26 protein-coding genes and 1 tRNA gene are annotated in these 26,707 nt (G+C 72.4%); 16 read left to right on the forward strand and 11 right to left on the reverse strand.

Annotated elements, in window-relative coordinates; genetic code table 11:
- Positions 1–3: 3 nt before the first annotated feature.
- Entirely contained in the window at positions 4–435 is a 432-nt protein-coding gene (locus tag VFJ21_14040) for a hypothetical protein (GenBank protein ID HET7408241.1), read from the reverse strand.
- A complete protein-coding gene (locus VFJ21_14045) occupies positions 432–1,172 on the reverse strand; it encodes an SDR family NAD(P)-dependent oxidoreductase (GenBank protein ID HET7408242.1) in 741 nt (246 codons plus the stop codon). Before VFJ21_14045 ends, VFJ21_14040 begins: the two co-directional genes overlap by 4 nt.
- 105 nt (positions 1,173–1,277) lie before the next feature.
- Here VFJ21_14045 and mshA point away from each other — a divergent pair, with 105 nt between their 5' ends.
- From mshA to VFJ21_14060, 3 genes are read left to right on the forward strand one after another with little or no spacing between them, the layout of a single operon-like run.
- Positions 1,278–2,567 (forward strand): D-inositol-3-phosphate glycosyltransferase, encoded by a 1,290-nt coding sequence (gene mshA / locus VFJ21_14050; GenBank protein ID HET7408243.1) that lies wholly within the window; start codon positions 1,278–1,280, stop codon positions 2,565–2,567.
- A 25-nt stretch (positions 2,568–2,592) separates the two neighbouring features.
- On the forward strand, positions 2,593–3,090 hold the full coding sequence (locus VFJ21_14055) for a YbjN domain-containing protein (GenBank protein HET7408244.1): 498 nt from the start codon (positions 2,593–2,595) through the stop codon (positions 3,088–3,090).
- Between the two features lie 25 nt (positions 3,091–3,115).
- Positions 3,116–3,859: a phosphoglyceromutase gene (locus VFJ21_14060; protein HET7408245.1), complete on the forward strand. Its 744-nt coding sequence runs from the start codon at positions 3,116–3,118 to the stop codon at positions 3,857–3,859.
- Between the two features lie 34 nt (positions 3,860–3,893).
- Here the strand turns inward: VFJ21_14060 and VFJ21_14065 are convergent, their stop codons facing one another.
- On the reverse strand, positions 3,894–4,676 hold the full coding sequence (locus VFJ21_14065) for a hypothetical protein (GenBank protein ID HET7408246.1): 783 nt from the start codon (positions 4,674–4,676) through the stop codon (positions 3,894–3,896).
- 61 nt (positions 4,677–4,737) lie between these two features.
- Entirely contained in the window at positions 4,738–5,478 is a 741-nt protein-coding gene (locus tag VFJ21_14070) for a hypothetical protein (protein ID HET7408247.1), read from the reverse strand.
- 193 nt (positions 5,479–5,671) lie between these two features.
- On the opposite strand from VFJ21_14070, the gene VFJ21_14075 reads away from it, so the two are divergent.
- The 4 genes from VFJ21_14075 to ispF all read left to right on the forward strand — a co-directional run bounded on the left by VFJ21_14075 (position 5,672) and on the right by ispF (position 8,580).
- Positions 5,672–6,154 carry a CarD family transcriptional regulator gene (locus tag VFJ21_14075; protein HET7408248.1) on the forward strand — a complete coding sequence of 161 codons (483 nt, stop codon included), beginning with the start codon at positions 5,672–5,674 and terminating at the stop codon, positions 6,152–6,154.
- An 86-nt stretch (positions 6,155–6,240) separates the two neighbouring features.
- The gene (locus VFJ21_14080; GenBank protein HET7408249.1) at positions 6,241–7,377 is read left to right on the forward strand and encodes a PIN domain-containing protein; all 1,137 of its coding nucleotides are present in this window, start codon (positions 6,241–6,243) and stop codon (positions 7,375–7,377) included.
- Positions 7,374–8,075 carry a 2-C-methyl-D-erythritol 4-phosphate cytidylyltransferase gene (gene ispD, locus VFJ21_14085; protein HET7408250.1) on the forward strand — a complete coding sequence of 234 codons (702 nt, stop codon included), beginning with the start codon at positions 7,374–7,376 and terminating at the stop codon, positions 8,073–8,075. The genes VFJ21_14080 and ispD overlap by 4 nt, the downstream gene beginning before the upstream one ends.
- Positions 8,065–8,580, forward strand: a complete 516-nt coding sequence (ispF, locus tag VFJ21_14090) for a 2-C-methyl-D-erythritol 2,4-cyclodiphosphate synthase (protein ID HET7408251.1) — start codon at positions 8,065–8,067, stop codon at positions 8,578–8,580. Before ispD ends, ispF begins: the two co-directional genes overlap by 11 nt.
- 66 nt (positions 8,581–8,646) lie before the next feature.
- Here the strand turns inward: ispF and VFJ21_14095 are convergent, their stop codons facing one another.
- Together VFJ21_14095 and VFJ21_14100 are read right to left on the reverse strand one after the other, a co-directional pair.
- A complete protein-coding gene (locus VFJ21_14095) occupies positions 8,647–9,351 on the reverse strand; it encodes a hypothetical protein (protein ID HET7408252.1) in 705 nt (234 codons plus the stop codon).
- 161 nt (positions 9,352–9,512) lie between these two features.
- Complete coding sequence (locus VFJ21_14100; protein HET7408253.1) at positions 9,513–10,052, reverse strand: hypothetical protein; 540 nt, start codon at positions 10,050–10,052, stop codon at positions 9,513–9,515.
- A gap of 534 nt (positions 10,053–10,586) precedes the next feature.
- On the opposite strand from VFJ21_14100, the gene VFJ21_14105 reads away from it, so the two are divergent.
- Positions 10,587–11,792 carry an acetoin utilization protein AcuC gene (locus VFJ21_14105; GenBank protein ID HET7408254.1) on the forward strand — a complete coding sequence of 402 codons (1,206 nt, stop codon included), beginning with the start codon at positions 10,587–10,589 and terminating at the stop codon, positions 11,790–11,792.
- 46 nt (positions 11,793–11,838) lie between these two features.
- On the forward strand, positions 11,839–14,316 hold the full coding sequence (locus VFJ21_14110) for a GNAT family N-acetyltransferase (GenBank protein HET7408255.1): 2,478 nt from the start codon (positions 11,839–11,841) through the stop codon (positions 14,314–14,316).
- Positions 14,317–14,323: 7 nt separating this feature from the next.
- Here VFJ21_14110 and VFJ21_14115 read toward each other — a convergent pair whose 3' ends face one another.
- Complete coding sequence (locus tag VFJ21_14115; GenBank protein ID HET7408256.1) at positions 14,324–14,971, reverse strand: VC0807 family protein; 648 nt, start codon at positions 14,969–14,971, stop codon at positions 14,324–14,326.
- Between the two features lie 83 nt (positions 14,972–15,054).
- Between VFJ21_14115 and VFJ21_14120 the strand changes: the two genes are divergently transcribed.
- The 7 genes from VFJ21_14120 to VFJ21_14150 all read left to right on the forward strand — a co-directional run bounded on the left by VFJ21_14120 (position 15,055) and on the right by VFJ21_14150 (position 20,407).
- A complete protein-coding gene (locus tag VFJ21_14120; GenBank protein HET7408257.1) occupies positions 15,055–16,248 on the forward strand; it encodes an acetyl-CoA C-acyltransferase in 1,194 nt (397 codons plus the stop codon).
- Between the two features lies 1 nt (position 16,249).
- On the forward strand, positions 16,250–17,650 hold the full coding sequence (gene cysS / locus VFJ21_14125; protein ID HET7408258.1) for a cysteine--tRNA ligase: 1,401 nt from the start codon (positions 16,250–16,252) through the stop codon (positions 17,648–17,650).
- On the forward strand, positions 17,650–18,564 hold the full coding sequence (gene rlmB / locus VFJ21_14130) for a 23S rRNA (guanosine(2251)-2'-O)-methyltransferase RlmB (protein HET7408259.1): 915 nt from the start codon (positions 17,650–17,652) through the stop codon (positions 18,562–18,564). Before cysS ends, rlmB begins: the two co-directional genes overlap by 1 nt.
- Positions 18,565–18,806: 242 nt before the next feature.
- Positions 18,807–19,457: an RNA polymerase sporulation sigma factor SigH gene (gene sigH, locus VFJ21_14135; GenBank protein HET7408260.1), complete on the forward strand. Its 651-nt coding sequence runs from the start codon at positions 18,807–18,809 to the stop codon at positions 19,455–19,457.
- Between the two features lie 34 nt (positions 19,458–19,491).
- Positions 19,492–19,564: transfer RNA gene (locus VFJ21_14140), tRNA-Thr, on the forward strand.
- 208 nt (positions 19,565–19,772) lie between these two features.
- Positions 19,773–20,015, forward strand: coding sequence for a CopG family transcriptional regulator (locus VFJ21_14145; GenBank protein ID HET7408261.1), 243 nt, complete (start codon positions 19,773–19,775; stop codon positions 20,013–20,015).
- Positions 20,015–20,407, forward strand: coding sequence for a PIN domain-containing protein (locus VFJ21_14150; GenBank protein HET7408262.1), 393 nt, complete (start codon positions 20,015–20,017; stop codon positions 20,405–20,407). Before VFJ21_14145 ends, VFJ21_14150 begins: the two co-directional genes overlap by 1 nt.
- Before the next feature lie 52 nt (positions 20,408–20,459).
- On the opposite strand, the gene VFJ21_14155 is transcribed toward VFJ21_14150, so the two are convergent.
- From VFJ21_14155 to VFJ21_14170, 4 genes are all read right to left on the reverse strand, one after another.
- Positions 20,460–21,710, reverse strand: a complete 1,251-nt coding sequence (locus VFJ21_14155) for a site-specific integrase (protein HET7408263.1) — start codon at positions 21,708–21,710, stop codon at positions 20,460–20,462.
- Between the two features lie 106 nt (positions 21,711–21,816).
- Positions 21,817–22,113 (reverse strand): helix-turn-helix domain-containing protein, encoded by a 297-nt coding sequence (locus tag VFJ21_14160; GenBank protein ID HET7408264.1) that lies wholly within the window; start codon positions 22,111–22,113, stop codon positions 21,817–21,819.
- Between the two features lie 9 nt (positions 22,114–22,122).
- A complete protein-coding gene (mobF, locus tag VFJ21_14165; protein ID HET7408265.1) occupies positions 22,123–25,017 on the reverse strand; it encodes a MobF family relaxase in 2,895 nt (964 codons plus the stop codon).
- Between the two features lie 1,081 nt (positions 25,018–26,098).
- Positions 26,099–26,653 carry a helix-turn-helix domain-containing protein gene (locus tag VFJ21_14170; GenBank protein ID HET7408266.1) on the reverse strand — a complete coding sequence of 185 codons (555 nt, stop codon included), beginning with the start codon at positions 26,651–26,653 and terminating at the stop codon, positions 26,099–26,101.
- Between the last annotated feature and the right edge of the window lie 54 nt (positions 26,654–26,707).

A 26,707-nucleotide genomic window follows, 5' to 3' on the forward strand; every position in this document is an offset into this window, starting at 1 on the left:
GGCTCAGTCGACGCCTGCGGCCAGGTCGAGCCCGGGCGGCGGTTCGGGCGGTGTCACCCAGCGGATGAACGCCTTGCCGAAGTGCACGTGGTAGTCGTTGGCCCGCTCCACCATGACGGCGTACGCCGCCTCGAACGCAGCTGCGTCGCAGGCCTTGATGGCCTGCCGCACGGGGTCGCAGTCCTCGGCGATGTAGGCGGTCATCTCCGGGTCGTACTTCGGCCTCGACTGCACGCACAGCCGCAGCTGCTTGACCACCGACTTGTAGAAGTAGGCGGCGAGCGGCCAGTTGCCCGCGCCGGCCGCGTGGTAAAGCCCTTGCATCCGCGGCGTCAGCTCGGCCATCAGCCGGTCCAAGCCGGGCTGCATCGTCGCGAGCTCGTCGAGGGTCAGGTCACGCTTGCCGTTGTTGACGACATGGGTGTGGTCGGTCACGTCGAGACCCGGTGCACCTTGGAGACCGACGCCTGCGCGCGCGGCTTCACCACGAGCAGGTCGATGTTGACGTACGCCGGCCGTGTGGCCACCCACGCGATGCAGTCGGCCACGTCGTCGGCGGTCAACGGGTCGGGCACCCCGCGGTAGACGGCGTCCGCGCGCGCTTGGTCGCCGTGGAAGCGCACCAGCGAGAACTCCTCGGTGTGCACCATGCCGGGCGCGACCTCGGTGATCCGGACCGGCTGCCCGCACAGCTCGAGCCGCAGGGTCTCGGTCACCGCGGCCTCAGCGTGCTTGGCGGCCGTGTAGCCGCCGCCACCCTCGTAGACCGCGTGCCCTGCGGTCGACGTGACGTTGACGATCAGCCCGTCGCCACCGGTGATCAGCGCCGGCAGCAGGGCCTTCGTGACCCGCATGGTGCCGAGCACGTTGACGTCGTACATCTGCCGCCAGGCGTCCTCGTCGGCCTCCGCGATCGCTTCCAGCCCGATGGCGCCGCCCGCGTTGTTGACGAGGACCGCGCAGTCGCCGACCTCGGTCGCCAGCGCCGCGACCGACGACGGGTCGGTCACGTCGAGGGCGAGCGCTCGGCAGCCGATCTCGGCGGCGAGGGTCTCGAGCCGGTCGCGCCGCCGGGCGGCGGCCACGACGTCGAAGCCCTCGGCGGCCAACCGCCGGGCGGTCGCCGCGCCGATGCCGCTGCTCGCCCCGGTGACCACCGCCGTCCTGCCCATGGAATCCGAGGGTAGTGCGAGGCGTTGACGGCCGATGTGCGCCGTCGCCGGGTGATCCGGCAGGATTGGACGGCGGACCGCCGGGCGCGAGGAGGTGACGGGCAGGTGTCGCTGCCGCTCGTCTTCCCCGCGCGCGCCGCCGTCCGCCGCGTCGCGACGCTTTCGCTGCACACCTCGCCGCTCGACCAGCCGGGCACCGGTGACGCCGGCGGCATGAACGTCTACGTCGTCGAGCTCTCCCGGCGGCTCGCGGCACTCGGCATCGAGGTCGAGGTCTTCACCCGGGCGACGAGCAGCGACCTCCCACCGGTCGTCGAGCTGGCCCCCGGAGTTGTCGTGCGGCACATCACGGCCGGCCCCTACGAAGGCCTGGCGAAGGGCGACCTGCCCGGCCAGCTGTGCGCGTTCGCCACCGGCGTGCTGCGCGCCGAGGCCGCCCACGATCCCGGCTACTACGACGTCGTGCACTCCCACTACTGGCTGTCCGGACAGGTCGGCTGGCTGGTCAAGGAACGCTGGGGTGTGCCGCTCGTGCACTCGGCGCACACGTTGGCCAAGGTCAAGAACGCGTTGCTCGCCGACGGCGACGCCCCCGAACCGCCGGCCCGCGTCATCGGCGAGGAGCAGGTGGTCGACGCCGCCGACCGGCTGGTCGCGTCGACCGACGAGGAGGCGCGTGAGCTCGTCGACCTCTACGACGCCGACCCCGACCGGGTGGTCACGGTGGCGCCGGGTGTCGACCTCGAGGTGTTCCGTCCCGGTGACGGACGTGCGGCTCGCGCCCGGCTGGGCCTGGCCGGTGACGCGGTCGTGCTGCTGTTCGCGGGGCGGCTGCAACCGCTCAAGGCACCCGACGTCCTGCTGCGCACGGCGGCCCGGCTCGTGGAGCGAGACCCGTCCCTGCGTGACCGGCTCGTCGTGACCATCGTCGGCGGCCCGTCGGGTGACGTCGACTACCCGAGGCACCTGCACCAGCTCGCCGACCGGCTGGGGGTCTCGCTGCGCCTGGTGCCCCCGGTGCCGCAACCTATGCTCGCCGACTGGTACCGCGCGGCGACCGCCGTCGTCATGCCGTCCTACAACGAGTCCTTCGGACTCGTCGCGGTCGAGGCGGCGGCGTGCGGGACGCCGGTGGTGGCGGCAGCGGTCGGTGGCCTGCGCACCGCCGTCGCCCACGGCCTCTCGGGTCTGCTCGTCGACGAGCACGAGCCCGACGCCTACGCCGACGCGCTGCTGCCGCTGATCACCGACCCGTCGCGCCGGGCCCGGATGTCCAGGGGAGCGGTCGAGCACGCCGCCCGCTTCGGCTGGTCGGTGACGGCGGCGAAGGTGCTCGCGACCTACGAGTCGGCGATCGCCGAGGCCGGTGACGAGGACGCCGCCCGCTCGGCATGACCGGCCACGGCTGCGGCGGGGCGCGATGAGCGCCGACCTCGACGCCGTTCTGCGCGAGACGCTCGATGAGCGCGAGCTCGGCTACGATCGCACCGCCCCCGGCTCCTACCTCGTCAAGCTCGAGGGTCGGCACAAGCTCGCGACGATGTGCTGGCTGGTCGTCGGCGCGCACAGCCTGCTGGTCGAGGCGTTCTTCTGCCGCCGCCCGGACGAGAACCACGCGGAGTTCTACCGGTTCCTGCTCGAGCGCAACGCGCGGATGTACGCCGTCGCCTTCGCCGTCGACAACCTCGGCGACGTCTACCTCGTGGGCCGGCTGCCGCTGTGCGCAGTGAGCCCCGACGAGATCGACACCTTGCTGGGCAGCGTCCTCACCTACTCCGACGACAACTTCGACCGCGCGCTCGAGCTCGGCTTCGGCAGCTCGATCCGCCGCGAGTGGGAGTGGCGGGTCAAGCGCGGCGAGAGCCTGCGCAACCTGCAGGCCTTCGCGCGGTTCGCCGACCCCGACCGGCGGCCCTGATCCCGCCTGGGAGACTGTCCGGGTGATCGGCACGCTTGTCCTGCTCCGCCACGGCGAGAGCGAATGGAACTCCAAGAACCTCTTCACCGGCTGGGTCGACGTCGACCTGACGTCGCAGGGCCGCGAGGAGTCGCGCCGTGGCGGGGAGCGGCTTGCCGAGGCGGGTCTGCTGCCCGACGTCGTACACACCTCTCTGCTGACGCGGGCGATCCGCACCGCCCAGCTGTCGCTGGAGGCGTGCGACCGGATGTGGGTGCCGGTACGGCGGTCATGGCGGCTCAACGAGCGGCATTACGGCGACCTGCAGGGCAAGGACAAGACGCAGATCCGCGAGCAGTTCGGCGACGAGCAGTTCATGGTCTGGCGGCGCTCCTACGACGTGCCGCCCCCGCCGCTCGCCGACGACGCCGAGTGGTCACAGGTCGGTGACCCGCGCTACGCGACCCTGCCGACCGAGCTGGTGCCCCGCACCGAGTGCCTGAAGGACGTCGTCGCCCGGCTGCTGCCCTACTGGTACGACGCGATCGTGCCCGACCTCGCCGCGGGGCTGACCGTGCTGGTGGCCGCTCACGGCAACTCGCTGCGCGCGATCGTCAAGCATCTCGACGGCATCAGCGACGAGGAGATCCCCGGGCTGAACATCCCGACCGGGATCCCGCTGCGCTACGAGCTCGACGACGACTTCCGGCCGACGCAGCGCGGTGGTGCCTACCTCGACCCGGAGGCGGCGGCCGCGGCGATCGAAGCCGTGAAGAACCAGGGCCGCTAGGGCGGCGGGCCAGCCGGCTGAACCCGCCGACGAATCACGGCGTGGGCGTGGCCGGGACGATCGTCGTGAACGGCGAGGGCGACGTCGAGATGTTGATCTCGGCGGGTGTCTCGGTCGGCGACGGCGTCGGAGATCCGCCCGGCGGCACCAGCAGCGTCGGCGTCTCGGACGTCGGGCTCGGCACCGGTGTGGCCGTGAGCGTCGTGTCGAGCGGGTTCTCGACCGGCACCAGCACCGACACGGAGCCGGCGTCGCGGAACGTGAAGGTCACCGTCAGTGTGCTGCCGGTGCGCAGCAACCGCCCGGTCGTGTTGGTGAACTGCATGAACGGTCCGGACGTCCCCGTGGCCGGGTCGTCGAACCGCACCACCTGGGACGGCGCCAGGGTCACCGGGGTGGAGCCGGTGGTCGGCGGCGGTGCGCCGTTGGTCGGCGCGGCCTGCACGGTCTCGGCCGGCTTCGGGGAGCGGGAGAGGTCGAGCGTCGGCGAGGCCGTCGATGACGGCGTCGCGCCGGCCGCACTGATCGAGATGCTTCCCGATGCCGGGTCGGCACCGACCAGCTCGTCGGCCTGGATGCCACCGTTGACGATCGTCATCCGCAGGTAGGCCGTCTTGCCCGGCTCGATGCCCGACGCGTCGTCGGAGTAGACGTAGACGTCGCGCATGGCGATGTCACCGAGGTCGGCCGACACACCCGACGTGCGGCTGAACATCACGGAGGTCTCGGATCCTTGCCCGTCGGCGCAGCCGGCCGCGGCACCGACGACGAGGAGAAGGCCAGTGACGGTCAGCGCCGTCCCCCGGAACCTGGTCACGCGTCGTTCACTCCTCCGTGTGGCTGCGCAGCGGGGGACAGCGTACTGACCGGCCTCGCGCTCAGGCGGAGGTGGCCTGGCCCAGGTATGCCCGGGTGAGCAGGGGCTCCAGGCGCAGCGGCGGCGCGAGGCTGCGCGCGACCGCGGTCACCACGCCGTCGTCCGCGACGACGACGGCCGTCACCCCGCGCGCGCCGTAGCCCGTGGACAGCGCAGCCTGCTCGTCGTAGGCGGCCTCCACCGTGCCGCGGTGCGTCGCGGCTGCCAGGGTTTGCCCTTCGGCGGGGTCGCCGGCCAGGTCGCTGCCCGGGTTGCCGGACGTGACGAGGACCAGGGGCACGCCGAACTCCGCTGCCTGCGCGGCCAGGTCGTTGACGATCCGCTGGCAACCGCAGTGAGCGGGCAGCAGCCCGAGCAGCGCCGGCCGCACGGCCCGGGCCCGGACCGGCCGGTCGCCGAGGCGCAGCGTGACGTCGGGGAGGAGGCCGCCGACGTCGCCGGGAGCGGCACGGGTCACGGTTGCCAGCGCGGCGGCGTGCCGGGTGGTGTCGGGGGCCGAGGGCAGCATCGTCGCGATCAGTCCGGTGCCGGTCGCGACGAGCAGGCTCAGCAGGCAGACGCCGGCGGCGAAGGCGATCGGCCGGCGGCGGCGCAGCGACCGTGCGCGGCGGTGGATCGCCTGCTGCTCGCGGCGCCAGCGGTAGAGGTCCGCGTCGAGCTCGCGGGCGTCGTCGGGGACCCGTAGACCGGCGGCCCAGTCGGGCAGGTCGCCCGCGTCGTGGTCCGGCCCATCGGTCCGCATACCCCAGTATGGCCACTTCCCGCGGGTGGTCCAGAGGTTGCCGGCATGCATCGATCGGGCGGCTTGTCAAGGGTTCCGTCGGGTTGCATTCGGCCCGAATATGGCCTCTGACCTGCGAGAATGCGGGAGGACCCCGTGCCGGAGGCGGATATCGCGTGTTACCCTGGAGGCCGTCGGAAGGGGTACGAGGCACATGACTTTCGAGGTCGGCGAGACCGTCGTCTACCCCCACCACGGGGCCGCACTCATCGAAGCGATCGAGCAGCGCACGATCAAGGGCGAGGAGAAGACCTACCTCGTCCTCAAGGTCTCCCAGGGTGACCTCACCGTGCGCGTCCCCGCGGACAACGTCGAGCTCGTGGGCGTCCGCGACGTGGTGGGCCAGGACGGCTTGGAGAAGGTTTTCGAGGTCCTGCGTGCCCCCCACACCGAGGAGCCGACCAACTGGTCGCGGCGCTACAAGGCCAACCTCGAGAAGCTCGCGTCGGGCGACGTCAACAAGGTCGCCGAGGTCGTGCGCGACCTGTGGCGGCGCGACAGGGAGCGCGGCCTGTCCGCCGGCGAGAAGCGAATGCTGTCGAAAGCCCGTCAAATCCTTGTGTCGGAGCTCGCTCTGGCCGAAGGAACCAATGAGGACAAGGCTGAGGCCATCCTCGACGAGGTGCTCTCCTCCTAGCGCCCGCTAGGGGCGGCGCCTGGCAGAGCAGCGCGCCGCGACCGGTCCCCGGCCGTCGGCCGGACAGAGGGGCTGGTGCAGTCACGGTGGGCGACACCCGCAGGCGTACGCCGCCGCAGGGCTTGGTCGAGCTGTTGCGGCTGCTCGTCGTGCTGTTCTTCGCGGGGGTGGGCTACCAGGTCGCCGGCGTGATCGGCAGCCGCGACCACAACGTCCTCGGCGCGCTCAACGGCGCGGCCGCTGGCGTGATCGTCGGGTCGGGCATCGGCTACGTCGTCGGCGGCATGCTCGGCCGCAGCGCCCTGCAGGCGGCCGACCGCACCGAGGCGGCACTCCACGAGGTCCCCGCCGACACCCTGGTCGCCGGCGCCATCGGCACCGTCGTCGGCGTGCTGGTCGGTGCGGGCATCGCCTGGCCGCTGTTCCTGGTGCCCGAGCCGATGGTCGCCGTGCCGCTGTTCGGCTTCGTCGTCGCGATCCTCGGCTACGTCGGCTTCCGCGTCGGGGCCAGCAAGCGCGACGGCGTCCTCACGATCTTCGGCGGCCGGGCCGGGGTGTCGCCCCGTCGCCAGGCGCCGTCGGCGCGGCTGCGGGTGCTCGACACGTCGGTCGCGATCGACGGGCGCGTGCTCGACGTGGTGCGCGCCGGCTTCCTGCACGGCACGTTCCTCGTGAGCACGGCGGTGCTCGACGAGCTGCAAGGTCTGGCCGACGCCGCCGACGACACCCGGCGGGCCCGGGGTCGGCGTGGCCTCGAGATGCTCGACGCGCTCCGGCGGGAGCCTGCCGTCGAGCTCGACGTCGTCGACGACGAGCACCCGGAGGTGCCCGAGGTCGACGCCAAGCTGGTGCGGCTGGCTCTCGACCACGAGGGCTCGCTGCTGACTCTCGACACCAACCTCGCGAAGGCGGCGTCGCTCGCCGGCGCCTCGGTCCTCAACCTGCACGCGCTGGCGCTGGCCCTTCGGCCGCCCGTGAGTGCCGGTGACGACATCAGCGTGCTGCTGCTCAAGCCCGGCAAGGAGCCCGGGCAGGCGGTCGGCTATCTCGACGACGGCACCATGGTGGTCGTGGAACGTGCCCGTGACCGCGTCGGCGGCGAAGCCCATGTCCGTGTCAGCAGTGTGCTGACCACCGCCAACGGGCGGATGGTGTTCGGCCAGCTGCTCACCCCGTCGGCGCCGTCGCCGCTCTCGATCCCGCCGCGCCGGTCGCCGGCATGAGAGCGGCCGCGGTCGTCCCCGCGGCCGGTCGCGGTGAACGCCTGGGGCCAGGCGCGCCCAAGGCGCTGCGCGAGGTCGGCGGCACCCCGATGCTCGTGCACGCCGTCCGTGCACTGGCCCAGGCGCGCAGTGTCGACCTCGTCGTGGTGGCCGCGCCGCCGTCGGAGCTCGGTGACGTGCGCTCGTTGCTGGCGTCGTTCGACGTGCCTGCCCAGGTGGAGGTCGTCGCCGGCGGGGACACCCGTCAGCAGTCGGTCTTCCGGGCGTTGGCCGCGTTGCCCGACGACGTCGACGTCGTGCTCGTGCACGACGCGGCCAGGCCGCTCGCGCCGAGCGAGCTGGCCGACAGCGTGGTCACCGCGGTCCGCGGCGGCGCCGACGCGGTCGTCCCGGTGCTGCCGGTCGTCGACACGGTGAAGCGGGTCGATCCCGACACCGACGTGGTCCTCGAGACCGTCGACCGGGGGGTGCTGCGGGCGGTGCAGACGCCGCAGGGTTTCCGGCGTACGGTCCTCGCTCGTGCACACGCGCATGCCGGCACCCTCGACGCGACCGACGACGCCGGGCTGGTCGAGGCTCTCGGCCTGCAGGTGCGGGTCGTGCCGGGGCACCCGGAGGCGTTCAAGGTGACCCGGCCGCTCGACCTGGTGCTGGCCGAGGCCGTGGTGTCTCGGCGGAGGGCGGCCGGTGTCCGCTGACGACCGGGTCGTGCCGCTGGCGCAGGGCCTGCCGGTGCTGCCGCGCGTCGGCGTCGGCGTCGACGTACACCCGTTCGCGGACGGGCGCGAGCTGTGGCTCGCCGGGCTGCACTGGCCGGACGAGACCGGGCTGTCCGGGCACTCGGACGGCGACGTCGCCGCGCACGCGGCCTGCGACGCGCTGCTGTCGGCCGTGGGGCTCGGGGACCTGGGCGGTCAGTTCGGCACGTCGGACCCGGCCTGGCGGGGCGCGTCCGGTGCACAGCTGCTCGGCGAGACGGTGCGCCGGCTGGGCGGCGCCGGCTGGGCGGTCGGCAACATCGCGATCCAGGTGATCGGCAACCGGCCCCGTATCGGGCCGCGTCGGGCCGAGGCGGAGGCCGCGCTGACGGCCGCGGCCGGCGCGTTGGTGACGGTGAGCGCCACCACGACCGACGGGCTCGGGCTGACCGGGCGCGGGGAGGGCGTGGCGGCGATAGCGACCGCGCTGGTCATCCGCCGCTGAAGCTGGGCCCCGTGCCGTCGGCAGGGTCACTTCTGCTGCGTTCGAACGTTGCAGAAACGACCCTGATCATGGACTGACGAGTTCCGAGCGAGCCTCGTAGACCGGGACGCGCATCGGCGCCGACGTGCGGCTGACCACGCCGTCGACGGCCGCGGTGCCGGTCGGCCCGGTGTAGGTCGCCGTCCACACGGTCGTGACCGTGACCATCCGCTCGCCGGGCGACCGGTAGGTGTAGGTCACGCCCTTGTCCGGATATGGGCCGCCGGGCGTGGTGAAGCGCATCGTCACGCCCGGCTCGAAGGACCACTCCCAGTACGCCGGCGTGGCCGAGACCGTCACGGCGACGCCGCCCAGGTTGAAGGTCGCCTGCTGGCCGTCCGGGCTGCCCGCACTGAAGATCGTGGCCTGGTTGACGACCGCGCCGTCGGCCGGCTGGAACGACGGGCCGGGTGCCGGCAACGGCATGTGCCGGAAGAAGTCCGCGGCCAAGGTGGCGACGTTCGCAGTGAGGGTCGGCTGCCGGCCCTGTCCGACGCACTGGGTGCCGACGACTGTCCACGGTGCGGCCGGCTCTTGGCGGAAGTAGACCCGGTAGAGCACCTGGCCCGTCGGGCAGCCGGTCACCGAGGTGGAGCAAAGGTCGCCGTTGGCGGAGCCGACCTGGCCGGAGGTGGCGCACGCCGGGACCGCCGCCCACTCGCAGTTCGTGCACGAGCTGCCCGAGGCCGAGCCGCCGAAGCCCGCAAGCTCACCCGAGTGCTCCCCAGGCACATGTCTCGAAACGCCAACACCCGTGTCGTCGGCATCCGCGTTCACGCCGGTGTCGCAGCCATAGCCGCAGGCAAATGCCGGAGGTTCACCAATCGCGTGAGTCTCGGGGAGAATGGTGAAGAACAGTGGCGAGACGAGAAGGAGTAGCCAGCGCTTTGTCCTCACGTGCCCGGTCCTTCGAGGCGCACCTCATTTGTGAGAAGCCAGCGGCCCTGCGAGGAAACCCATGACATGTCATCGCGACCAATGACCGGCTCATAGGTCTGCACTACTCGACCGCTCTCATCCACGTCGCGGTAGGCCGACACTGAAAATTCGACTATCGCTCCTGCGGTTCTATTACGCACATCGTGCACTTGAGTCGAATGCACGAGGAATTGGACCCCTAGGGATCGGCCGTGGGCGTAGGTCTTCTTAATCGATTGGACTAGTTGGCGGCAGCCGCAAGTGGGCGTCGATAACGACTCGAGCTCGGTTGTGTTGCCGGTGTTGGCGGCCTTTTGCGCGACGTCGAAGTAGTGGCGGACGGCGGCTTCTACCTCCGCCTCTACTGAGCCGGGCGATGTCGTCGATGTCGCCGTAGTGGATGGCGTCGACGACAGGGAGGGCAAGACCTTCGGCTTGGGATCCGAGCCGCAACCCGCGACGGCTACGAGGCAGGCGGCGCCGAGCAGTGTGGCCGAGCGCGTCCGGTTCGTCATGCCGGGGGAGCATATGGGCGTCACGCCCGGAGCGAAACCGCCGTTCCACAGGCGGCCGTCACCGCCCTTCGACAGTCGGCCCAGTCTCTAGCTCGCCGCCCGGCGGCGCCGGCTGCTGCAAGACCTGGCTCAGGTGCTCGTCTTCTGCCGCCGTGTGGGGGTCAAACGATCTCCATTTGGCCCCACACCGCGGCAGTAGTGGTGATGGGGGGCAGGCCGGAGCGGCGACGCGGGACATGCGGGCAACGGCGACGCGGGACATGCGGGCAACGGTGATGTGGGACATGCGGGCAACGGCGACGCGGGACGTGCGGGCAACGGTGATGTGGGACGTGCGGGCAACGGCGACGTGGGACGTGCGGGCAATGGTGATGAGGGGCAGGCCGGAGCGGCGACGCGGGACGTGCGGGCAACGGCGATGCGGGACATGCGGGCAGCGGGCGACGCGGGGCGTGCCGGCGGTGGCGGACGCGGGACGTGGCGGGAGAGGCCATGACGGCGGCGCTTGCCTTCGCGGTCCCAGGTTGCGCGTGAGTGGCGGATCGGTCCGGTGGAAGGCTGGCCGTCATGGGCGGCCGGGCGATGTTCGTGTGGGACGACGCCTACGTCCGCTACGACTTCGGCCGACAGCACCCGATGCGGCAGGTGCGCGCGCTGCTCGCGAGAGATCTGGCCGCGTGCCTCGGCGTCCTCGACGGCATGCGGCAACCTGCGCCGACACCTGCGGACGATCGGCTGCTCGGCCTCGTCCACGACCTTCGCTACGTCAACACGCTGCGCGATGACCCGGTATTCGCCGCTGGAGTGGGCCCGCCCGACAACCCGCCGTTTCCCGGCATGCACGAGGCCGCGGCCCTCATCGTTGGCGGCACGGTGACCGCCGCGCGGGCCGTCTGGCAGGGCGAGGTGGACCATGCGGTCAACCTGGCCGGCGGGTTGCACCACGCGATGCGTGACCGGGCCTCTGGCTTCTGCCTCTACAACGACCTGGCGGTCGCGATCGCCGATCTGCTCGACCAGGGCGCGAGATGCGTCGCGTACGTCGACGTCGATGCGCACCACGGCGACGGCGTACAAGCCGCGTTCGACGCGGACCCTCGCGTCGTCACGATCAGCCTGCACGAGTCGGGCGAGGCGCTGTTCCCGGGCACCGGGGCCCCGACGGAGATCGGCCGCGATGGCGGGCAGGGTGCTGCCGTCAACGTGGCGCTCCCGCCGGGCACCGGGGACGCGGGCTGGCTGCGCGCCTTCCATGCCGTCGTACCCCCGCTGCTGCGTGCCGTCCGGCCGCAGGTCCTCGTGTCGCAGTGCGGCACCGACGCGCACCGCCGCGACCCGCTGGCGGACCTCCTGGTTTCCGTCGACGCGATGGCGGAGGTGTACGCCGCGCTGCACGCGCTCGCCCACGAGATCTGCGACGGGCGCTGGGTGGCGACCGGCGGCGGGGGCTACGTGCACGCCGACGTCGTGCCGCGCGCCTGGACCCGGCTCGTCGCCGAGATGGCCGGCCGCCCGCTCGACGCTCACACCGAGGTCCCCGAGACCTGGCGCGCGGAGGCTCGCTCGCACGTTCCTTACGAGGAGCCCCCGACGGTGATGACGGACGGTGCCCCGGCGGTGTGGAATCCATGGCACGGGGGGACCGGCGATCCCGACGACCCAGTCGACCGGGCCATCGCCGCCACCCGCACCGCGATCTGGCCGTTGTACGGCCTCGACCCGTTGGACGCCCGTGACTGAGCCGACGCCTGTGACCGAGCCGACGCCGGGATCGGAGCCGCCGCCCGTGACCGAGCCGGCGCCTGCGAGCTACCCCGCGCACTGGGAAGCCGACGTCGTCCTCGCCGACGGCGGCACCGCGCACCTGCGGCCGATCCGGCCCGACGACGCCGACGGGCTGCGGGCGTTTCACAGCCGGCTGTCCCGCGAGACGATATATCTCCGGTTCTTCAGCCACCGCCCGCAGCTGTCCGATCGCGAGGTCGAGCGGTTCACCACCGTCGACTATCGCGACCGGGTCGCGCTGGTCTGCACGATCGGCGGCGAGCTCGCGGCGATCGGCCGCTACGACCGGGCACCCGGCACCAACGAGGCCGAGGTCGCCTTCGTCGTCGAGGACCGCCACCAGGGGCGCGGCATGGGATCGGTCCTGCTCGAGCACCTCGCGGCGGCGGGGCGGGAGCGCGGCCTGCACAAGTTCGTCGCCGACGTGCTGCCCGGCAACCGGGCCATGGTCGGCGTCTTCGTCGACGCGGGCTACGAGGCGAAGCGGTCCTTCGCCGACGGAGTCGTGCACCTGGAGTTCCCGATCGAGGAGACCGAGGAGTCGCTCCGGGTCATGCAAGCGCGCGAGCAGCGGGCCGAGGCCCGGTCGATCCAGCGGCTGCTCACGCCCCGCTCGGTCGCCGTGATCGGTGCGGGTCAGGACAAGCAGAGCGTCGGCCGGGTGCTGCTCGACAACATCCTCGCCGCCGGCTTCCAGGGCCCGGTCTACCCGGTGCACCCGCACCATCCCTATGTGGCGAGCATCCGGGCCTACCCGACCGTGCTCGACATCCCCGACGACGTAGACCTGGCGGTCGTCGCCACCCCGGCCGACACCGTGCGCGACGTGGTGCACCAGTGCACGCAGAAGGGCGTGCGCGGTCTGGTCGTCGTCTCCAGCGGGTTCGCCGAGACCGGGCCCGAAGGTGCGGCGGCCCAGCGAGACCTGGTGACCGACGCGCGGGCCAGCGGCATGCGCGTCATCGGTCCGAACTGCCTCGGCATCATCAACACCGACACCGCCGTCGCGCTCAACGCTACCCTCGCGCCGGTCGCTCCGGGCCGGGGCAACGTCGGCTTCTTCTGCCAGTCCGGGGCGCTCGGCATCGCGATCCTCGAGTCGGTCGCCCGACGCGGGATCGGCCTGTCGACGTTCGTCTCCGCGGGCAACCGGGCCGACGTGTCCGGCAACGACCTCCTGCAGTACTGGCAGGACGACGCCCCCACCGAGGTCGTGCTCCTCTACCTGGAGTCGTTCGGCAACCCGCGTAAGTTCGGGCGGCTCGCCCGGCGGCTTGCGCGGGTCAAGCCGGTCGTCGCGGTCAAGAGCGGCCGGTCGCTGGCCGGCCTGCCGCCGGGCCACGCCGGCTACGCGGTCGACCTCCCCGAGACCGCGGTCGACGCGCTGTTCGGCCAGGCCGGGGTCATCCGGGTCGACACCTTGGCCCAGCTCTTCGACGTCGCCCAGGTGCTCGCCTACCAGCCGCTGCCCGAGGGCCGCAGGGTCGGGATCGTCGGCAACTCCGCGGCGCTGGCGGTGCTCGCCGCCGACGCCTGCGAGACCAGTGGGCTGACCGTCACCCGAAGCGTCGACGTCGGCGCCACCGGCACGGCCGAGGAGGTGGGCAGCGAGCTCGCCGCCGCTCTCGCCGATGACGACGTCGACGCGGTCGTCACCGTCTTCATCCCGCCGCTGGTCACCCGCCAGCACGACGTCGGCCAGGCGATCGCCGAGGCGATCACCGGCACCACGAAGCCGGTCGTGGCGACGTTCCTCGCCTTCGAGGGTGTACCCGAGCAGCTGCGGCGCACGGGTGAGCAGGGCATGCCGGCGCGCGGCTCGGTCCCGTCCTACCGGTCGCCGGAGACGGCCGTGCTGGCCTTGGCCCGCGCGGCGGCGTACGCCGAGTGGCGGCGGCGTCCGGGCGGCCATCTCCCACCGCTCGAGGGCGTCGACCATGCGGCCGGCCGGCACGTCGTCGAAACCGCGCTCGCCCGGCTGGGCGGCGCCGGGCCGCTCGCCGCCGACGAGGTCGCGGAGCTGCTCGCGGCGTACGGCGTGCCGCTGGTCCCTGACGGCGACGGCGGCGCCGACGGGGTCGAGGCGGTCGTCGCCGTCACGGAGGACCCGTCGTTCGGCGCGCTGGTGTCGCTCGGGATCGGGGGCGTGGCGACGGAGCTGATGGGGGATCGGGCCTACCGCGCGGTGCCGCTCACCGACGTGGACGCGGCCGACCTGGTGCGGGCGCCGCGAGCCGCGCCACTCCTCTTCGGTTGGCACGGGGCACCACTCGCCGACGTCGCGGCGCTGGAGGACCTGATCCTTCGCATCGGGCGGCTCGCCGACCACCTGCCGGAGGTGTGCGGGTTGTCGCTCGACCCGGTGCTCGTGGCCGAGCGTGGGGTCGCGGTCCGGCAGGCGGCGGTGGAGGTCGCGCCACCCGGCGAACGGTTCGACACCGGGCCGCGTCGGCTGCGGCCGCCGGACGAAGAGGGTTAGGCCTGGGTCAGCCCAGCGACCAGCGCAGCACGAGACCGCCGCGGCGCATGCTCACCCGGAACCACACGAACGACCCCAGGGCGGCCAGGCAGGTCAGCGCCATCGAGCCGATGCTCTTCACCACGAGGAACGTGCCGATCCGCTCGTGGAACAGCAGCCACAGCGTCACGGTCGCGTTGATCAGGTGCACGAACCCCCACAGCACCGACAGCCGAAGGAAGAACCGTTCGACGTGCGGGTGCGTGCGCATCGACTCGGGCAGGGGGCAGAAGTCGTCGGCCAGCTTGGCGACGATCGGCCGGCCCATCGGCACCGAGAGCAGGAAGAGCCCGGCGATGACGAACGTGCCGAGCGTCGGCTGCAGGAAGTAGACGAACGCGCTGCCGGTCGCGAACGCGATCGCCGCCCGGGCCGTCACGAGCATCGTGGCCAGGATCAGCATGCCGGGCACCGAACGTCCGGAGACGATGCGGCGCAGCACTGCGGCGTAGGACCAGGACAGGCCCGCGATGATCCCGCAGCGGGTGCCGGCGGTCGCGAGCACCGCGTAGAAGAGTGCGAGCGGAATGATGGTCGACTCGATCAGGGTTGCCGTGGTGCGGCGGGCGATCACGCGCGCGGACGGCAGGTGGACGACCTGCTCGGCGAGGTGCACGGGTTCTGTCTCGGTCGACGACCCCCGCTGCTGGAGTGCCGGTCGCTACGGTTGAAGAGGCAAACGGAGCAGCGGAGGCGATTATGGGCGAGGCATTCCTGGTCGGCGGGGTGCGCACTCCGATGGGGAAGTACGGCGGCGCCCTTGCCGGCGTCCGTCCCGACGACCTCGCCGCGCTCGTTCTCCGCACGGCGCTCGACCGTGCCGGGGTCACCGACCTCGAGGCGATCGACGAGGTCGTCTTCGGCGGGGCCAACCAGGCGGGCGAGGACAACCGCAACGTCGCGCGCATGGCGGTCCTGCTCGCCGGCCTGCCGCACTCGGTGCCCGGCTTCACGGTCAACCGGTTGTGCGCCTCCGGCCTGACCGCCGTGGCGACGGCCGCCCAGATGGTGCGCGCCGGCGAGGCCGACCTCGTCGTCGCCGGCGGTGTGGAGTCGATGAGCCGCGCCCCGTGGGTGATGGCCAAGCCTGAGCGCGCCTTCGCCCGACCGGGCGAGGTCGCCGACACCGCGCTCGGCTGGCGGCTGGTCAACCCGCGGATGCGCGAGGTCGACGGCGGCGAGGCGACGCTGTCGATGGGTGAGACCGCGGAGAAGGTCGCCCGCCTCGACGGCATCACCCGCGAGGAGTCCGACTCCTTCGCGCTGCGTTCGCACGAGCGGGCGACGGCGGCGCAGAAGGACGGCTACTTCGACGCGGAGATCGTTGCCGTCCCGACCGGCGGTGGCGAGGTGACCGTCGACGAGGGGCCGCGCGCCGACACCTCCCCCGAGCGCCTCGCCAAGCTCAAGCCGGTCTTCACCGCGGACGGCATCGTGACTGCCGGGTCGAGCTCACCCCTCACCGACGGGGCGGCCGCCGTCGTGGTCGCCAGCGAGGCCGCCGTCGAGCGGCACGGGCTGACGGCACGCGCCCGTGTCGTCGGGTCCGCCAGCGCGGGCGTCGCCCCGTCGACGATGGGCCTCGGCCCGGTGCCGGCCACCCAGAAGCTGCTCGGCCGCACCGGCTGGAGCGTCGGCGACCTGGAGGCCGTCGAGCTCAACGAGGCCTTCGCCCCGCAGGCCCTGGCCTGCCAGCGCCGGCTCGGGCTCGACCCCGAGACCGTCAACGCCGACGGCGGCGCTATCGCCCTCGGCCACCCGCTCGGCTGCTCCGGCACCCGCCTCGTCGTGACCCTCCTCGGCCGGCTGGAGCGGGGTGGCCTGAGGCGCGGGCTGGCGACCCTGTGCGTCGGTGTCGGGCAGGGCAACTCGATGGTCGTCGAGACCGTCTGACGTGCTCCGCCTCCACGACACCCGCACCCGGTCGGTGCGGCCGTTCGAGCCGCTCACCCGCGGCGTCGTCACGGTCTACGTCTGCGGGCCCACCGTGCAGTCGCCGCCGCACGTCGGGCACGCCCGCAGCGCGGTGGCCTTCGACCTCCTGCGCCGCTGGCTGCTCGCCTCCGGCCACGAGGTCGTCTTCGCCCGCAACGTCACCGACATCGACGACAAGATCCTGCACAACGCCGGCCACGAGGAGATCTCGTGGTGGGCGCTGGCCGAGCGCAACACCCGCGCGTTCACGGCCGCCTACGACGCGCTCGGCGTACTCCCGCCCACGGTCGAGCCCCGGGCGACCGGCCACGTGCCGGAGATGATCGTGCTGATGCAGCGGCTGATCGATGCCGGGCACGCCTACCCCGCCGGTGGCAGCGTCTACTTCGACGTCCGGTCGTTCCCGTCCTACGGCGAGCTGTCCGGGCAGCGGATCGACGCCATGCAGGCGTCCGAGGACCCGGGCGACAAGCGCGACGCGCTCGACTTCGCACTGTGGAAGGCCGCCAAGCCGGGCGAGCCCACCTGGGAGACGCCATGGGGGCCGGGCCGGACGGGCTGGCACCTCGAGTGCTCGGCCATGGCGACGAAGTACCTCGGACCGACCTTCGACATCCACGGCGGCGGGCTCGACCTCGTCTTCCCCCACCACGAGAACGAGATCGCGCAGTCGTGCGCCGCCGGTGACGGCTTCGCCCGGTTCTGGCTGCACAACGGCCTGGTCAACACCGGCGGCGAGAAGATGAGCAAGTCGCTCGGCAACTCCCTCGTCGTCGCCGACGTCCTCGAACGTGTCCGGCCGCAGGCGGTGCGCTACGTCCTCGGCGCCGCGCACTACCGGTCGATCATCGACTGGACGCCCGAGGGGCTGGCCGACGCCGACGCTGCCTACGCCCGGCTCGAGACGTTCGTGCGCAACGCGCTCGACCTGCTCGACGGCCCCGGTGACGCCGAGGCGCTCGCGCTCGAAGCCGGCGAGGCGACCGAGACCTGGCAGGCGTTCGCCGAGGCCATGGACGACGACCTGGCCGTGCCCCGCGCCCTCGGCGTGCTGCACGGCGCCGTTCGCGACGGCAACGGGCTGCTCGCCGGCGGCGACCGCAAGGCGTTGGCCGCCGTCCTCGCCGTCGTACGCCGGATGCTCGCCGTCCTCGGCCTGGACCCGGTCTCCCAGTGGCCGGCCGCCGGCTCCGACCTGACGCCCGTGGTCGACGCGCTGGTCGGGGTTGCGTTGCAGGCCCGGCAGGCGGCCCGCGAACGCAAGGACTTCGCCGAGGCCGACCGCGTCCGCGACGCGCTGACCGCCGCGGGGATCGTGGTCGAGGACACCGCCCAGGGCCCCCGCTGGCGCATCTCCTGATGGCGACGAAGAAGGGCGCCGGCAAGGGCACCGGCGGGCACGGCCGGCGCCGGCTGGAGGGCAAGGGCCCGACACCGCCGGCCAAGGAGCGCACCGGCCATCCGGCCCAGCGCCGGGCGGCCGCGGCAGCACGGCGCAACGTCAGCGCCCGAGGGGCCCGGGGCCGTCGCGACGAGCGGCCCGACGTCGTCGTCGGCCGCAACCCGGTCGTGGAGGCGCTGCGCGCCAGGGTGCCCGCGACCGCGATGTACGTCCTCGCCAGCATCGACACCGACGACCGGGTGGTCGAGGCGGTCCGCGCCGCAGGGGACCTCGGCATCCCGCTGCTCGAGGTCGGCAAGCCCGAGCTCGACCGGCTGTCCGGCCGAGCGGTGCACCAGGGGCTCGCGCTCGCGGTCCCGCCGTACTCCTACGCCGATCCGGCCGACCTGCTCGCGCGCGCGCTCGAGTCGCCCGCGCCGCTGCTCGTGGCGCTCGACGGCGTCACCGACCCGCACAACCTCGGCGCGGTCGTGCGCTCGGCGGCGGCCTTCGGCGCGCAGGGCGTCGTCGTGCCCGAGCGACGGGCGGCCGGCATGACCGCCGTCGCCTGGAAGGCCAGCGCGGGAGCGGCGGCGCGCCTGCCGGTGGCCCGGGCGACGAACCTCGTGCGTGCGCTCACGTCGTACGCCGACGCCGGCCTGCTCGTGGTCGGGCTGGCCGCGGGTGGTGACGTCACGCTCGACGACTTCGAGGCGGCGACCGACCCGCTGGTCCTCGTCGTCGGCTCCGAGGGTCGCGGCCTGTCGCGGCTGGTCGCGGAGCGTTGCGACCTGAGGGTGGCGATCCCGATGGCCGCCGGCACCGAGTCGCTCAACGCCTCGGTCGCGGCCGGCGTCGCGCTCGCGGAGATCGCGCGCCGCCGCCGTCGCTGAGGCCCGTCGGACCGCTCTTTCGTGACCGAGCACAAGTCGGTCACCACCCCCGCTCGAGCCGAAAGGTCCGACTTCTATGCTCGTACACCACTTCGGACGACATGCGTGGGCGCCCGTAACCAGGGGTGCCGTCGCGTCGTTGTTGTGACGTAGCCCGATAGCCCGCAGGTCGGACATCGCCGTACAGTTGGGAGCGAATCGTGACGAACGATGCATCCGACGGAAGGCGGAAGGCTGTGCGCTTGCGACGCCCCCGGCGTGACGACGCCAGCGCGGATGCGTCCGACGAGCAGCTGGTCGCGCTGGCCCGGGAGGGCGACGACGAGGCCCTCGGTGCCCTGCTCGACCGCTACCGCGGTTTCGCCCGGTCGAAGGCTCGCTCCTACTTCCTCGTCGGCGCCGACCGCGAGGACGTCGTGCAGGAAGGCATGATCGGCCTCTACAAGGCCATCCGCGACTACAACCCCGACCGCCAGTCGACGTTCCGCGGCTTCGCCGAGCTCTGCGTGAGCCGCCAGATCATCACCGCGATCAAGACGGCGACGCGGCAGAAGCACGGGCCGCTCAACAACTACGTGTCCTTCCACCGCCCGGTGCTCGCCGACGACGAGGGCGAGCGCTGCCTGGCCGACGTGCTGCCGTCGATCCAGATCAGCGACCCGGCCGAGCTCGTCGTGTCGGCCGAGCGCATCCGCGCGCTGCAGGAGCACTTCGACGAGGCGCTGTCCGACCTCGAGGCGGAGGTGCTGGCGCTGTACGTCGACGGCAAGAGCTACCAGGAGATCGCCGAGATGCTGCAGCGGCACGTCAAGTCGATCGACAATGCGCTGCAGCGCATCAAGCGTAAGCTCGACGCGCACCTGCAGGCCCGCCGCGAGGCCGAAGCCATCTGACGCGTGCTGCCACCTACGATGGCGGGGTCGCCTCGCCGGCGTGGCGCAACTGGCAGCGCAGCCGACTTGTAATCGGCAGGTTCCCGGTTCGAGTCCGGGCGTCGGCTCTACGAAGTGCCTGGTCAGAGGCATGATCACGGTTTCATGGCTCGCCACAAGATCGGGCGTGGTCACGGCGTGGTCACGGAACTGCTCAGAGAGGCACTCGGAGAGGCTGGCGAGACGCACCGCGAACTTCACGGTGATCGTGTTGCGCGACTAGCCTCGCCAACGCATCCATACACAACTCTGGCTAGATGATGTATGGTCGGTCTCATGGGAATGCGACGGTTCCAGATCTTGCTCGACGAAGAGCTGGACGACGCCCTGGAGCGGCAGGCGGCCCGCGAGTCGGTGTCGAAGGCGGAGCTGCTTCGTCGCTACGCGCGGGAACGGCTGCAGCGGCTGCCGCCCGTGGAAGATGACCCGTTGTGGCAGTTGGTCGGCGCTGATGACGATCCCGGGGACGCCGGCAAGCCGGTCGACATCGACGCGGTCGTCTACGGGGACCGGCACTGATCTTCGTCGACACGTCCTTCTGGTTCGCCCTGCGCCGGCGCCGGGACCCGAACCATGAGCGCGCGGTGAAGCTCTTGGCCGCGCACGCGGCTGATCCGCTGCTCACCACCAACCACGTCCGTGGCGAGACCTGGACGCTGGTCAACCGACGAGAAGGACACGCCGCGGCGGTGGCCGTGCTGGACGCGCTTGCTCGGTCCCCACGCCTGCGCGTTCACCATGTCGACCCGCGCCTCGAGCGCGAGGCCCTCGACTGGCTACGGCAACGCGACGACCGGGAGTTCTCCTTCGTCGACGCGACCAGCTTCGCCACCATGCGGCACTTCGCGGTCGACACGGCGCTTGCCTTCGACGGTGATTTCAGTGCCGCTGGCTTTACGGAGCTTCGCTAGTCCCGTGGCCCCCCGTGACGGCGTGACTTGTCAGACGCCTTAGGTACGGTCGCTACCCCTTCTGCGTTCCCGCATCGAGGCTCTCGAGAGACTCACCAGCGGTCACGTCGCCGGCACGTAGCAGTGCCGCCCGGCGCTCGGCGGACTCCTGCGCCAGCGCGGGACTGACGTGGGTGTAGGTGTCAGCGGTGATGGTGATGCTGCTATGCCCGAGCCGCTCGCTGATCTCCTTCATCGACTCCCCGGCGAGCAGGCCCACGCTCGCCGACGTATGCCGAAGGGCATGCAGCCGGATCACCGGAACGCCGGCGGCGCGGGCCAACGTGGCGAACCGGCGGGTGACGAACGCCGGGTCGAGCGGACGGCCGTCCTCGCGGGTGAACACCAGTCCGCTGTCCGACCAGCCCTCCCCCCACAACTCCTGCTCCTCCTGCTGCCGTTGCTGATGCTTGCGGAGCACGGTCACCGTGTGGGTGTCCAACGCGACCACTCGAGAGCCGTAGGCGCTCTTCGGTCTGCCGATGCTGAGATGACCGCCCACACTGACGAGCTGCTGCGACACCCGCAGTCTGGCGGTCTCCAGATCCGTGTCGGCCCACGGCAAGCCGCATGCCTCACCCCGGCGCAGGCCGACCGCAGCAATGAGGTGGTAGATGGCGAACAGACGGTCGTCAGCCGACGCCGCGAGAAAGCGCCGCAACTGGTCGACGGTCCAGACCTCGACCGGCGGCCGGTCGCCGCGGGGCAATTCCACGAACGACGCGACGTTCACGGTGACGTAGCGCTCGCGGATGGCCGCATTCAACGCCGCCCGCAGCGTGGCCCGAATCCGTTGCAGGCTGGCCGCACCCACCGGCCGGCGACGGTCGACGTTGGCCGCCTCGATCGCGGCGAACATCGCCGCGACGTGACCGCTGCGTAGCTGCGCGAGCGGGACCTCGCCCAGGTGCGGCTTCAGGTACCGCGTGATGTAGCCGCGGTAGGAGCGCGCCGTGTTGGCGCGCAGTTGCCGCTTCCCGGCGATCCACTCGTCCAGCCACCGGCCCACCGTGAGACCGTCGGCATCAGGCTCACCGTCGAGCACCTGCCGCCGGGCAGCGTCGAGCGCCTCCTGCGCCTCCCGCTGGCTGGCGAAGCCGCCGCGTCGTCGCTGCCGCCTCTTGCCGTCTGGACCGGGCGGCAACTCCAGGACGTAGAACCAGGATCCATGTCGAGCGTTGCGCAGCCGGGGGCAGCGCTGGTCGAGCCGGCGGCCCGTTCGCGCGTCGGTGCAGCCGCAGCGCTTGTACGTCGAACCGGTCATCGATCGCCTCCCTCCGCTCGCCGGGTTTCTGCCGATTCTTCGTGCCGATCCGCGGCCACCCCAGTCGTAAACGGGAATCTGTGGACAGGCGCAGCGAGCAAGCTGCTCACCGGGGTCTGGCCTCGCCCAGCAGCTCAAGCAGCGCGGCCGTGGGAATCCGGATCCGCCGGTCCAGCCGCAGCACCCGCGTCGGCCACCGGCCCGTCCGCACCAGCTCGTACGCCTTCGTGCGACCGACGCCGAGAATCCGGGCGGCGGTGACGAGGTCAATGACCGGCGGCAGCCGGCGCAACTCCGCCCGAGTGGGGGACCGGTCAGCCGGAGTTGCCCTGCGGCCCACGGCGAGAACGGGCGCGACGGGGGCGTCGTCATCGAACGGCAGACACAGCGGTTGGTAAGGCATGGCGCTCCTTCACCTCTCGATTCCGTAGCCCCTGGCGGGTGGTTCGAGGACGATCCGGTGCAGCCACTCGTCGGTGAAGGCGGGTTGCTGCTGGCTGGCGAGGGTGTGGGCGTGGGCGCGGGTGAGCCGGTCGGCGAGGGCGTCGAGGACGTAGGCCGGGTCGGGTCCGCCGAGGAGTTGGAAGCCGGGCTGGTCGGGGCTGCGGTCGGCGTCCAGGCCGGACAGGGTGGTGTAGAGGTGGTTGGCTTCCCGGCCTCGGGACAGGGCGACATAGCCGGCTTGCTGGCACAGCGCGCCGGTGCCGTAGAGCAGGCAGTCGGTGGTGGTCAGTCCTTGGGCCTTGTGCACGGTGAGCGCGTAGGCGTGGACCAGCCGGCCGGACGCCCAGCCGGTCGGCACGGTGAAGGCCCGGCCGTCCTCGGTCCGCAGGCCCAGCACGTGGGGGTCGGCGGTGGTGAGCTGGGCGCGGGTGCCGTTGAACAGGCCAGTGGCCGGGTCGTTGCGGGTGACCATGACCAGGTCCCCGGCCGCGAGCGGGATCGGCTGCCGGTCCCCGCCGTGCACGCTGACCGTGTCCGGTCCGATGGTGCCGTCGGCTTGCAGCCGGCCGCGGATGCTCTGGTTGAGCCGGTGCACGTCGGCGCGGCGGGAGGCGAGCGCGACCACACCGTAGGGGCCGTGCGCGGCGCGGCTGGTGGTGTAGTCGACGGCCATCCGCCAGCTCAGTTCGGCCGGGCTGTCCAGGACGTGGATGCGGTCGTTATCCAGGTAGGCGTCCAGTGCCTCGTCGATCGACCCGTCGCGCAGCGCGGCCAGGGCGTCGCGTTCCCAGTCGTGGTGCTGGCGGGCGTTGCCGTGCAGCACGTGACTGCGCAGCGGATCCGCGGCCAGGGCGGCGAACAGCCCGCCGGCCTCGACCTCGGGCAGCTGCGCCGGGTCGCCGACCAGGATCGTCTGCCCGTTGGCCGCGGCGACGTGGTCGAGCAGGCGGGTGAGCTGGCGGGTGCCGACCATGCTGGCCTCGTCCACGACCACGACCACCGCCGCCGGCAGGCCGCGCGCCCGGCCGGTGGCCGGGTCGGGCCGGTCGGCAGACGCGAGCAGCCGGGCCAGCGACGCCGACGGGATGCCGGTCGCGGTCTGCAGCCGCTCAGCGGTGGCCGCGGCGAGCGCGGCACCGAGCACCGGGCGGCCGTCGGCCTGCCAGCAGGCCGCCGCGGTGGCCAGGACGGTGGTCTTGCCGGAGCCGGCCGGGCCGATGAGCACCTGCACCGCCCACGCGGTGAACGCCAGGTTGACCACCGCCCGGCGCTGCCCGCGGCTGAGGTCGGCGCCGGTCGCGGCGACGGTGCGACTGACCAGCTCCGCTGCCGGCAGCGGTGCACTCAGCATCCGCCCGGCGTGGGTGAGGGCGCGCTGCTCGGTGGCGAGCAGGTCGGCGGTGGTCCACTGCCACTCCCCGCCGGCCGCAGGGGTGAGAAGGGGGATGGCGGCGGGATGAGTGAGCAGCCGGTCCGTCAGCCCTTCCAGCAGGTCAGCGGTCACCGGCGCGCCGGTCGGCAGGGTGTCGGCGAGCGCACGGGTCAGCTCCCGGCGGATGAACGATGTCTGCCGGGCGGTGACGCCGTCCGGGCCGAACAGCCGTTCCGCCAGCACCTCCACGTCCGGCAGCGCGGGCGGCACAGCCCGGTCGACCGCGCCGGCGACCAGCCGGTCGGGTTCATGGCCCTGGTCGTGGAGCCGTTCCTGCCAGCCGGCCCGCAGCTCGGCCGTGCTGGTGTGGGACTTGGCCGGTCGGGTGAGGTAGGCGGCGCGCTGCCGCGCCGCCCGGGACTCCGCCCCGGCCTGTTGGCATTCCCGTTCGATGTGCCGGCGGCGGGTGGAGAACGCCCGCAGCACCGGCTGGGGGATGCCGCTGATCTCGGCCACACTTTGGTGCACCGGCTCCCAGGCCACGCCGAGCCGGCGGGTCAGCTCCCCGCGCAGGCTCGCCTGGTAGACCGCACCCGCGGTGCGGGCCTGGCGGAACACCGCCCACGAGTCGACCGCCGACCAGGCCCCGTCCACCCCCCGCACCAGGTTCGCGATCACCAGATGGGTGTGCAGCTGCGGGTCGTCCGCCCGCGACGTCAGATGGGTGAACCCGGCTGCCACGAACCCGCGGGTGGAGATCCGGGTGGCCCGCTGCCCGTGACCCTGATGCCCGCGCATCCCGTGCGCCGTGTGCGTCTCCAGGTAGGCCAGCGCGTGGCCGACGGCCGTGTCGTGCGCCGCCCGCACCTGACCGCGGACATGGGCGTTACCGAAGGCGTGCAGCAGCGACACCGACTTCGGCGGGCTGACCGTCAGGTCGATCCCGGCACGGCGCCGATCCACCTTCCCCCGCGCATGTGGCAGGGCGGCGGTGTACCGGTCCGCACCGCCCGTCGTGTAGATCAGGTGCGGGTCCAGGCCGGCCGCCGCCGCCAGCTCGCCAGCGGTGCGGGCATCGACGCTCACCTCGGCCCGCCGGGTCGAGGCGTCCACCTCCGCCGCCAAGGCGATGAACGCGGCCCGGGCCGTCGGGTCGAGGAAGACCGCCGCCGGCTCCAGCCCGTGACCGGCCGCCTGGACGCGGACCGCGTCGACCAGCAGCCGCGCCGGCAGCAGACCCCGGGGGTCGGCGCGCAGGACCGGCCGGCCGACCTGGGTGCCATCCGGCAGCCGGCCCGCCAAGAGCCCGGCAAACACCTCCCGCGCCGCGCCCTCCACCGCGCCGGTCAAGCCGGCGGCCGCCGCACCCGAACCGCACCAACAGCCGGCCGTCTCCCGTTCGTCGGTGTAGTACTCCGCGCCGCAGTCCGCCCCCCGGTCCAGGTAGTAGCCACCCGACGTCCCCCCGGACAGCATCGCCACCGAGATCACTGCCACCACCCCCCGCCGGGGCCAGCCGGCGGGGCGGCGGTCACGTAGACCTGTCTCCTGTCAGTCACGCCGGCAGCACAGCGCCGGACCGTCACCACCAACGTCACCACGCGCGCCGCACAGGACGCCGGCGCCGGCGCGGACAGGTCCTTGTCTCGGTTCATGGCGGCAGCACAGTCCCGGGGCGTCCCCACCACCGTCCCCGCGCGCGCCCCACGATCGACGCCGGCCGGCCGGGGCGTCCCCGCCGACGTCCCCACCCGCGTCCCCAGCCCCCGGCACCAGCACCGGCGAGACAGAGACCGACGGTCCAGCCGGCAGGTACGACACGCGTCCCCACGGGCGCCCCAGCCGTGGGGACACGGGCGCGACACGCGTCCCCACCGGCGCCCCAACCCCGGGACGGGCGTCCCCGCCGGCGTCCCCGCCTGCGCCGGTTGCCGGTGCCGCTCATGCCGGTCAGGCTGCGCCGGAGCCCTGATCCGGATCCTCAGCCAGAACCTCGTCCACGACGGCCGGGCTCGCGTGACGCGAGCGGGTCAGGGGTGCTGCCGCCGGCGCACCTGATCCAGACCCTCAGCCGCCGCAGGGCTCGCCCTGCCGAAGGCTCGATGACCGCCGCGCGCCGCGGTTGCCCGTGACGACACCGAGGGGGCCAGCGCATGATCACGATCCCGACCCACAACTCGAAAGCAGCGATCAGAACAACGATCAAAACAGCGATGGGCAAGATCAACAACGAAGCATTAGATAGACCACGGAGACAAGATCAACGTCAACAGCAATCCACCAGACACAGTGGGATCAATGATCCGGAGGCGCTAGTCATGCCGTTTGCTCGGGCGTCGCCGGCCACGTCGCCGAGCCCCCAGTCGCCCACGCGCCCCACAGTGAAAGGCGGTCACAGTCGGCGCTCCGGTTGGGCTACTTCTGGGGAGACCCTCCAGGTCCTCCAATGTCCCCTCGAGCTGGATGCCGGCCGCGCAAGGTGCGTGGGCGTTCTCGAAGCCGGCAAGCTCCCGGCGCGCAACAGTCTGATGGGCGCCGTATCCTGCGCATTTCACCGTTACACCTGGCATTTCTACCTCCTCGCTCTGCTCGCGGCGACAGCTGCCCGCGCCGGGATGGGGCCGACAGTGAGCGCCGATTCGACTAGTGCGGCGGCTTCCGCGGTAGTCGGTAACTGGGGACGGCACAGCAGCGGCCACCACAGGATGCCGAGGCTCGCGGCGGCATGCACATCATCGACCGCGAACCCGCCGAGCATGCGGCGGACGCGGGCATCTTGGTCGCGCAGCCGCTGCCCGACGCGGCTGTGCGGGCTGACCGCGAGCTCGGCGGCGAGGATGCGCACGACGTCGGGATGCCGGCACAGCGCCTCCAGGTAGGCCGACAGCCAGTCGCGCACGGCGGGCGGGCTGGTCGGCGGCCGGGTGAGCAGGTCGTCGATCCAGTCGAGGACGGGTGCGACGCCGGCCGTGAGGATCTCTTCCTTGCTGGCGAAGTGGGTGTAGAGCGAGCCGGCCTTGATGTGCAGGTGTGTGGCCAGGTCCCGCATCGAGGTGGCGGCGTAGCCGTGTTCGGCGAACAGGCCGATCGCCGCGTCGATGATCCGCTGCCGGGCCGCACCGGCCATGGCCACCACCGCCCCTCCCGAGCACCCTACGAACGGTTGGTCGTCAGGAAACAG

The organism is Mycobacteriales bacterium (assembly GCA_035690485.1).
Lineage (GTDB): Bacteria > Actinomycetota > Actinomycetes > JAFAQI01 > DASSKL01 > DASSKL01.